The organism is Stenotrophomonas sp. HMWF003, assembly GCF_003061285.1.
Lineage (GTDB): Bacteria > Pseudomonadota > Gammaproteobacteria > Xanthomonadales > Xanthomonadaceae > Stenotrophomonas > Stenotrophomonas maltophilia_AP.
On the sequence record NZ_QAIW01000222.1, the window covers coordinates 1 to 8,772 of the forward strand.

The window sequence follows — 8,772 nt, forward strand, 5'->3', positions numbered from 1 at the left end:
GGGCGGCAAGGGGGCGGAAAGACTCATGGGGGCGGCGCCGGAGAACGAATGGCACAGCCTAACGCGGGAAGCCGCATGCCACAAAGAACAAAGCCGCCGTCCGCGGAGAGTACGGACGACGGCCAACAAATGGTCCAGCTGCGGTTACTACCCTTTCAGACAGCCTGGCGGAGTTTCCGCAGGACCGGTCACAGCTGGTAGAGAGATAGTAGGCGCGGACCCGTGATGTTCTTGTTACGGGAAACGAACAGTTGCGTTACGAGCCCAGCGTCACGGCGGCCGGTTCCAGTTCACCCGATACCCCGGTCCACAATTCAAGCAGGCGGGCGAACCCTACCCGGCCCTGGCCCGCGATCGGCGCTGCGGGACTGAAGCCCTCCCACGCGGTCTCGATCATGCCGGTGAGCACCTGCGGCTCGATGGCCGCCGACGCCATCGTCCAGCGGGGGAAGTGGCGGGTCAGTACCGCGCCACGCGCCAGTTCGCGCAGGAAAAGATGGCTGCGCGCATTGAGCACACGCTGGTACACCGAATCGACGCCGTCTTCGGGACCCTCGAAATACTGCAGGAAACGGGTGCCGTCGAACATCAGCACGCCAGTGACCCCGGCCACCTTGTTGAAGCTTGTCGCCGCGGCAAGGATGCGATCGATATCCGATGCTTGAATCCCTTCGAAGGCGACGCTGGTGTAGGCGATCGCACGCAACGGCATGCAGTCAGAACTCCCCTGAGAACTGACTCGACTATGCCACGAACCTGCAGGTGTAGATAGATGACAACGGGGTGCCACGGCGTCGGCAGGCGTGCGACTGCTTGCCGCAGCGTCAGGGTGCCTGGACCTCGAACCCGGCCTGCTCCAGGCGCGCCAGATAGCCACCGGGCTGCACCAGCAACGCCACCGGCACCACCGCGAAAGTGGTCGCATTGCGGCCCAGCGCGGCCCGTGCCATCTGCACCCATTTGTCCGCGGCCTGCTGGTCCACCCCGCCCAGGCCACGACGCCGCCCGAACTCGCTGTCGGCGATCGCGCCCACGCAGGCGTCGTACTGGCTCTGCACCGCCAGTTGCTGCAGCGCCTCGGTGTCGCCTACGGCCCAGGCATTGGCCCGCTCCACCAGCAGCGGCAGCTGGTGTTCCACCACGTCCAGGGTGCGCTGGAAGCACGCGGCATCGGCCAGGGTGCTGCTCCGCATTTCCTTCAACGCCGCGCGCGGGTCTTCCACCCGGATCGCCACGCGGGTCGGCACCGGCTTCAAGCCCCGGGCCTTGTAGGCCTTCTCAAGCACGCGGGTCACCGGCGTGCCGCCCCCGAGCCCCACCGACTTCAACGCATCGCCATACAGGCGTGCAGCCGCCACCAGCGGCCGGTCCTTTTCCACGCCGCGGTCGCGCCCCATGTAGCGCTGCTTGAGCGGCAGCCAACGTGCATACAGCGCCGCCGGCAGGATCTCGTCCAGGCGCCGGCCCTGCGGATCGTGCGCGGCCTTCATCGCCGAGGGCAGCAGGGTCAGTCCCTTGAACACGCCGATATCGGCGTCGACCTTCCAGCCGGGCGGCCCCAGTACTTCATCGGCGCTGGCGATCACCGCCTGCACTTCATCCGCGCGCCAATCCAGCTTGGCCGGCAACGGTGACACCGTGCCCAGAATCCAGAGTGCATGGCCATCGCTGCCGGTCACCTTCCACATGCCCGGACCGGGCTGCACACCGGACACCACCACCGGCGCCAGGTCTACCACCGCCGGGCCACCCGTGGGGGCCTGGGCCTGCGCGCCGGCCGCGCACCACACCGCCAGTGCCAGTACCGCCACCGCCATCCCTGCCCGTGCCGCGCTCGCCATGCTGCCTTGCCTGTGTTGGGGTCGAACGCAGCCTACGGGGACATCGGCACGCCTGCGTAAAGTTTGCGTTTGGCCGCTGCCCGCATAATGCAGCCATCGGTCCCCAGGAGAACGTGCCATCGATACCCTTCGCAGTGCCGAGGCGCTCGCCCGCCGCGCCCATGCCAGCCAGATCGACAAGGCCGGCCGACCTTACATCGGCCATGTCGCGCGCGTGGCCGCCCGCGTGCATGGCGATGCCGAGGCCGAGGCGGTGGCGTGGCTGCACGACGTGGTGGAAGACTGCCCGGCCTTCGCGGCCGAGGTGGAGCAGTTCCCCGCCCACATCCGTGCGGCGGTCGCCTGCCTGACCCGACGCAAGGAGGTGCCGGCAGACGACTACTACGCCGCCATCGCACGCAATCCGCTGGCCTTGAAGGTCAAGCTGGCCGACATTGCCGACAACAGCGACCCGGCGCGGCTGCAGTACCTGCCGGTGGAGGTGGTGCAGCGGTTGACGCAGAAGTACGCCCACGCCCTGCTGGCCCTGGGTGCGGGGCCGCTACCCGCCTCGCGCTGACCGGTCCGGTCAACAGCTCGCGACGCGATCCGCAGGCACGCCTTCCAGGCAGCCGCCCAGCCCCAGCGCGTCGAACCGGCCCCGATCCGGCACCGCGCCCTGCGTGACCAGCGCGCACAGCACCTGCGAAAAGCGCGTTGCGTCGCCCACGTAGTCGCGCAGCCGCAGCACCGCCTCGGGCGTGTGGCGCAGCACATGCTGGCCGTAGTGCATCAGCACAAGGCGAGACACCAATCCCGCCGCCGGACTCGCCTGGGGTGAGGTGGCATCGATCAGCACGTCGAAAATCCGCGTTTCGTCGCCCCGCAGGGTCGCCAGGAAGACATCCGGATGCGCCAAGGCAGCATGGGGTTCGTCCAAGGCCAGGCGCCAGGGCCGCAGCGGTGGCGTTTCCAGCCAGTGCACCCAGCCCAGGTGGAACGCGCGGACCACCTGCAGGAACGGTGCGAAACGCCGGCCCGGGCGTACCAGGCAGTCATGCATCGCACCGACGACCTCCGACAGCGGATGCGGGCCCAGCCGCTCGGCATGGAACAGCAGGCCTCCTTCGCCGAACTGGAGGCGGTCCCGCGTTTCATCATCGATGTCCAGCTCGAACAGCAGGAAGTACAGCGCGTGATTTCGCAGCGCCAGGTGTTCGTCTGTCTGCTGCGTCAGCGTCAACAGGTGCAGCACGTGGCCGAACTGGGCGTACTCCTTGTTGCTGCGCTGCCCGGCGTCGACGGCAAACAGGTTCGCTACCCGCGTCACCATGAGCAGCACCGCATGCAGATCCGCATCGGTGTAGCCACGGTCGGCCATGCGGCGCGCCAGCGCTGGCACCCGGATCACGTCGTGCCAGCGCACCAACGGGATCGGACGGCCACGGTGGTCAGGGGCCGACAGGTGCCAACGCCCGGGCTGCCCGTCATCCTGGACATGGAACAGCGGCCCGGGCACGCGCGCAGGCACCCCGCCCTGCACGAACGCGGCGATGCGCTGCTTGAACAGGGCGTCCAGGGTCATTGCTGCGCGGCGCCCCTGGCGGTGCGCCGGCGACGGTCACTCACTGCCGTCGCGCACGTCGGGCGCCTGCCGGTACGGCTCTTCGAACGGGCGGAAGTCGTGTTCGGCCAGCGCGCCCGCCACCCACTGCTGCACGCCCTGCAGCGCCAACACCGCCTCCATGTAGCGCTGCACGCGTGGGCTGACCGGCACCGCATAGGTGGTCAGGCGCATCACCACCGGCGCGAAGAAGGCATCGGCGATGCTGAACCGGTCGAACAACAACGGGCCGTCATGGCGCGCCAGCAGGGTTTCCCACAGTACCTGCAGGCGTTGCAGGTCTTCCACCACGGCCGGCTGCTCGCGCAGCACGCGTGCGCCCACCTCCGGCAGCGAGGCCTCGATGTTCATCGGGAAATGCTGGCGCAGCGCGCCGAATCCGCTGTGCATGTGCGCGCACACGCTGCGCGCCAGGGCACGCGCGTCCACCGCCTGCGGCCACAGCGCGCGGTCGGGGAAACGTTCGGCCAGGTACTCGGCAATCGCCAGCGTGTCCCACACCACCAGGTCGCCATCCACCAGCACCGGCACCGTACCCGACGGCGACAGCGCCATGGCCTGCCGCTTGAACTGCGAGCCGGGATCGAAGCTGTCGAACCGCAGCAGCACTTCATCGAACGGAATATCCGCCTGGGTCATCAGTACCCACGGACGCATCGACCAGGACGAGTAGTTCTTGTTGCCGATATGGAGGGTAAGCATGGCGGCGGCGCAGGCTGGCAAGGGAGCGCCCATGCTAACGGTATTCGGCGCGGACCCGGCGGCGTTGCGCCGCCTGTCCAGCGTTGGTGCCCGGAGCCGGAATCGAACCGGCATGGAGTTGCCTCCGGCGGATTTTAAGTCCGATGCGTCTACCAGTTTCGCCATCCGGGCAACGCGGGGCATAGGGTGCCTGATCGCGCCCGGTTTGGGAATGCGCAGGGCATTTCAGAGGTCCGACATCAGCACCTGCGACGGGTCATCGGGGTGGTACAGGATGCGCGCGCGCTCCCGCGGTACCCGGGGCAGGTCCAGCAGGCTCACCACCTTGCGCACGGTGGCCGTGTGGGTGCTTCCCTGCCGGTCCTCGAAGGCCAGCTGGAACTCCAGCTCCGGCTGGGCGTTGACCTCGGTCCCCGTCTGGCGCACGTGCAGTACCCGGGCCTCGACCCCGATGCCACGGTAGTTCAGGGCGTCGGCGCGCCGATCGATGCCCACCATGCGGGTGAACACGCGGCCCAGCACCAGATAGCCGCACAGGCAGGCCGGCATGACCAGCAGCGGATGCCACGGGGCCAGGAAGGTCCAGCCCTGCCCGTTCCCCTGCCCCGGGTCGTTCCAGCACCAGGCGTAGTAGGCGGCCAGCGCGCCCAGCAGCACCACCCCGATCAGCGCGCGGCGCAGCAGCCGGCCCCGGTCGACCTCCGGCATGGCCCCTTCCAGCACCACGTTGGGATACCCGCCCGGATCGGCGCTGAGCAGCGCATCGAGTTGATTGTCGGTCACGAAGCGCTGCAGCTGCGGTTGGCTGTCCACCGCCAGCAGCTGGTCCTGGATGGGCGTACCGGACAGATTGTCGAAGGCGAGGGTCAGGTTCCACACGCGCCACCCCCGCCGCATCCGCCCGGTATCCTGCGCCTGCACCACGCGTGCGCGGCGGCGTATCGCCGCACGCTGGATCGCCCGGGTGCGCGCCTGTGCGCGGAACGGCGCCCGCAGCAGCGTATGCACGTAGGCCGCCGCCAGCAGCCCCCACAGCAGGATCGAGAGCGCCAGCCACGCGGCGGCCATGGCGGGCGACGTGCGATCGGCCGCATCGACCGGGTAGCCGATGCTGTAGTACAGGATGCACGGGAACGGGAGGGCGAAAAACAGCAGGTACGCTGCCCAGAAATACAGCATCTTCTTCATGCAGCACTCCACTGGCCGAGGCCAGCGGAGGGTACTACACGCGCATCACCGCGCCGGTGACACCGGCCTCAGATGGCGCGCGAGTAGCGCACCGGCTGGTCCGGCCGTGCCAGGTAGCGGTCGAAGCACATCGCCAGCAGCCGCAGCAGCGGGCGGCCACGTTCGGTGGCGCGCACCACGCCGTCGGCATACTCGGCCAGGCCGTCGTGCTGCAATGCCTGCAACGCCACCAGCGCATCGGCGAAATAGCGGTCGAAATCCAGCCCATGGCGCGTGGCCAGCGCGCGACCGTCCACCTCGCCCTGGCACATCAGCTGGCCGATCAGTTCGGCGCGCACCACATCATCTGCATCCAGCTGCAGTCCGCGCCAGACCGGCAACCGCCCTGCATCCACCGCCGCTTCCCAGCCCGGCAGGTCGCGCGGATTCTGGCTGTAGCTGTCGCCGATATGGCTGATCGCGCTGGCGCCGAGCCCGACCAGGTCGGTGTCGGCATGGGTGGTGTAGCCCATGAAGTTGCGATGCAGCTGGCCCGCACGCTGCGCCTGCGACAGGTCTTCGTCGGGCAGCGCGAAATGGTCCATGCCCACGTACTGGTACCCGGCCAGCGACAGGCGCCGCACCGCCAGCCCCAACAGGGCCAGCTTCTGCTCCGGGCTGGGCAGCGCCGCATCCGGAATCTGCCGCTGCGCCTTGAACAGGTGCGGCAGGTGCGCATAGCCGTACACAGCCAGCCGGTCCGGCCGCTCGCGCAGCACGGTTTCCAGGGTCTGCGCGAAGCCGGCCGGCGTCTGGTGCGGCAAGCCGTAGATCAGGTCCACGTTGACCGAGCGCAGCCCGTGCGCACGACAGGCGCGCAGGATGTCCAGGGTCTGCTCGACGCCCTGCTCGCGGTTGATCGCCCGCTGCACCACCGGGTCGAAGTCCTGGATGCCCAGGCTGGCCCGGTTGAAGCCGAGCGCGGCCAGCGTGGCGATGTCGGCAGGGCTGACGAAACGCGGGTCCAGTTCGATGGAGAAGTCACGGTGTGCCGCGGTGCTGAAGCGGAACCGCTCGCGCAGCCCATCGACCAGGTCGCGCAGCTGCGCGGCGGCAAGGAAGTTGGGCGTGCCGCCGCCGAGGTGCAGCTGGATCACCTCGCGCGTGTCATCGAACAGCGGCGCGATCTGGTCCGCTTCGCTCAGCACGCGCGCTACATAGGCCACGCCTTTGCTGTGATCGCGGGTGATCACCCGGTTGCAGCCGCAATAGAAGCACGGGCTGCTGCAGTACGGCACGTGCACGTACAGCGACAACGGCCGGGCGCTGGCATTGCTGGCGCCAATGGCCGCGCGCAGCTCGTGCGCGCCGAAGCCGTCGTGAAAATGCGGGGCCGCCGGATAGGAGGTGTAGCGCGGTCCGGGCCGGTCGTGGCGACGCAGCAGGTCCGGGTCGAAGTGCCAGGCAAGCCCGGCGGCAGCAGGCGAGGTGATGTCCATGCCGCCAGCGTGCGCGCAGGCGGCCCCGCGCGCATTGAGCCAGATCAATCCAGGCGCGCGGCACTGGCGATCGGCAGCTGCGGCCAGCGCAGCATCTGGAAGCGGCGCCAGAAGGTATCGGCGATCCGCGTGGCCACGTCATCGGCCAGCCGCTGCATCGGCGGGTTCGCGCATTCGGCGGTGGTCTGGCGGAACAGCTGCAGCCAGCGGTCGAACAGGTCGCGGTCCAGCTCGTCCATGGCCATGTGCTTGGGCATCGGGGCACCGCTGAAGCGGCGCGTACCGCGCAGCATGGCCGACCAGAAATCGACCAGCTGCGCCAGGTGCGCATCCCAGTCGTGCACGCGGGCGGTGAACACCGGGGCCAGGCGCGGTTCTTCGCGCACGCGCGCGTAGAAATCGTGCACCAGCCGGGTGACCTCCTGCTCGCTGCACAGCTCCAGCGATGGCGTGGGCAACGGGGTGGCGGGCGGATGCTGCATGCGGTTTCTCTACGGCCGGTGGGGTGCTGCGCGTGATGAAGAGCATGCGCGCGCAGGGGGTGCGGCGTCTTGATCAGGATCAATGTCGGCGCAGTGGGTGCGCCCTAGTCTGTGAGTCAAACACTGACCGTGGCTGCAATGACCGACCTGCACGACCCACCCGGGGCCCGCCGCCGCCGGCTGTTGATCCAGCAATGGGGCGCCATCCTGTGGCCCAGCTTCGTCGCCGCTGGCCTGGCCAGCATGGTGTTCTTCGCCATTGTGGACCCGCTGCGGCTGCGCGACATCAGCTTTCCGCAGCATGCGCTGAGCCGTGAACTGGGCTACACGCTGGGCTTCTTCATGTTCTGGGCGGTGACAGCGGCCGCCAGCGGCGTGACCTGGTACCTGTCCCGGCCGCCGCGTCGGGCCGATGACGACGAGCAGCTGGGGTGACCATGCCTGACCGCCTTCACCTGCACCTGGTCGACCCTGCCCCGCCCTTGCCTCCGCCGCGCAGGCGGCGCATGCCACGCTGGCGCACGTTGTTGTCGTCGACCCTGCTGGCCGCCTTCTACGCACTGCCGTGGTTGCGCTGGGACGGTCGCCAGGCGCTGCTCTTCGACCTGCCCGGGCGCCGCTTCGACCTGTTCGGGCTGACGCTGTGGCCGCAGGACCTGGGGGTGCTGCTGGGGCTGCTGGCGGTGATGGCCACCAGCCTGGTGCTGTTGACCACCCTGGGCGGGCGGATCTGGTGCGGCCACGGCTGCCCACAGACACTGTGGAGCCGCCTGTTCCGCTGGATCGAGCAGGCCGCCGCGCACCACCTGCACCATCCGACGCTAGCCCGCGCGGCCAAACACCTGTTGTGGGCGGTGGTGGCACTGTGGACCGGGGTGACCTTCGTGGGCCTGTTCAGCCCGATCCAGGCACTGGTGAGCAACCTGTGGCCGCCGGCCTGGAGCGGCTGGGAGACCTTCTGGGTGGCGTTCTACGCGCTGGCCACCTGGGGCAACGCCGGCTTCCTGCGCCAGCAGGTGTGCATCGACCTGTGCCCGTTCGCGCGGATCTGCCCGAGCCTGTGTGATGAAGACACCCCGCAGGTGCGGTACGACGCACGCCGTGGCGAGCCGCGCGGACCGCGTGCGCCCGGGCTGGGTGCGGTGATGCAGCGCGGCCGCGGCCTGCTCGATGCGGTCAGCGCCAGCGACTACGCCTTCCGTGCCGCACATCCGGCCCTGGCCGGGCCGATGCCGCGCTTTCCCGCCGACCGGCTGGGCGACTGCGTGGATTGCCGCGCCTGCGTGGACGTGTGTCCGATGGGGTTGGACGTGCGCAATGGGCCGCACGTGGACTGCATCGCCTGTGGCGATTGCGTGGACGCCTGCAACGCGCAGATGCGCCAATGGCAGTTCCCGACCGGCCTGCTTCGCCATGCCAGCGAGACGCGCATGCACCAGCGCCGCGTACGCTGGCTGCGGCCACGCACGCTCACCGCC

10 protein-coding genes and 1 tRNA gene are annotated in these 8,772 nt (G+C 69.2%); 3 read left to right on the forward strand and 8 right to left on the reverse strand.

The window, feature by feature from the left end; translation table 11 throughout:
• Nucleotides 1–256 precede the first annotated feature (256 nt).
• Both DBR34_RS08990 and DBR34_RS08995 read right to left on the reverse strand, forming a co-directional pair.
• Nucleotides 257–712 (reverse strand): BLUF domain-containing protein, encoded by a 456-nt coding sequence (locus DBR34_RS08990; RefSeq protein WP_128096538.1) that lies wholly within the window; start codon nucleotides 710–712, stop codon nucleotides 257–259.
• Between the two features lie 112 nt (nucleotides 713–824).
• Nucleotides 825–1,841: a TraB/GumN family protein gene (locus DBR34_RS08995; RefSeq protein WP_258223774.1), complete on the reverse strand. Its 1,017-nt coding sequence runs from the start codon at nucleotides 1,839–1,841 to the stop codon at nucleotides 825–827.
• 214 nt (nucleotides 1,842–2,055) lie between these two features.
• Between DBR34_RS08995 and DBR34_RS09000 the strand changes: the two genes are divergently transcribed.
• Complete coding sequence (locus tag DBR34_RS09000; RefSeq protein WP_258223775.1) at nucleotides 2,056–2,400, forward strand: phosphohydrolase; 345 nt, start codon at nucleotides 2,056–2,058, stop codon at nucleotides 2,398–2,400.
• Between the two features lie 9 nt (nucleotides 2,401–2,409).
• Here the strand turns inward: DBR34_RS09000 and DBR34_RS09005 are convergent, their stop codons facing one another.
• The 6 genes from DBR34_RS09005 to DBR34_RS09030 form a co-directional block, all read right to left on the reverse strand.
• Nucleotides 2,410–3,201 (reverse strand): hypothetical protein, encoded by a 792-nt coding sequence (locus DBR34_RS09005; protein ID WP_128096540.1) that lies wholly within the window; start codon nucleotides 3,199–3,201, stop codon nucleotides 2,410–2,412.
• Between the two features lie 240 nt (nucleotides 3,202–3,441).
• A complete protein-coding gene (locus DBR34_RS09010) occupies nucleotides 3,442–4,146 on the reverse strand; it encodes a glutathione S-transferase family protein (RefSeq protein ID WP_181393955.1) in 705 nt (234 codons plus the stop codon).
• An 84-nt stretch (nucleotides 4,147–4,230) separates the two neighbouring features.
• Nucleotides 4,231–4,317: transfer RNA gene (locus DBR34_RS09015), tRNA-Leu, on the reverse strand.
• A gap of 54 nt (nucleotides 4,318–4,371) precedes the next feature.
• Nucleotides 4,372–5,334, reverse strand: a complete 963-nt coding sequence (locus tag DBR34_RS09020; protein WP_128096542.1) for a hypothetical protein — start codon at nucleotides 5,332–5,334, stop codon at nucleotides 4,372–4,374.
• 68 nt (nucleotides 5,335–5,402) lie between these two features.
• Entirely contained in the window at nucleotides 5,403–6,812 is a 1,410-nt protein-coding gene (hemN, locus tag DBR34_RS09025) for an oxygen-independent coproporphyrinogen III oxidase (RefSeq protein WP_128096543.1), read from the reverse strand.
• A gap of 44 nt (nucleotides 6,813–6,856) precedes the next feature.
• Nucleotides 6,857–7,294 carry a group III truncated hemoglobin gene (locus tag DBR34_RS09030; protein WP_128096544.1) on the reverse strand — a complete coding sequence of 146 codons (438 nt, stop codon included), beginning with the start codon at nucleotides 7,292–7,294 and terminating at the stop codon, nucleotides 6,857–6,859.
• 138 nt (nucleotides 7,295–7,432) lie between these two features.
• On the opposite strand from DBR34_RS09030, the gene DBR34_RS09035 reads away from it, so the two are divergent.
• The gene (locus tag DBR34_RS09035; RefSeq protein WP_128096545.1) at nucleotides 7,433–7,729 is read left to right on the forward strand and encodes a hypothetical protein; all 297 of its coding nucleotides are present in this window, start codon (nucleotides 7,433–7,435) and stop codon (nucleotides 7,727–7,729) included.
• A gap of 71 nt (nucleotides 7,730–7,800) precedes the next feature.
• Nucleotides 7,801–8,772: 4Fe-4S dicluster domain-containing protein (locus DBR34_RS09040; RefSeq protein WP_258223776.1), on the forward strand; the 972-nt coding region annotated here is incomplete at its 3' end.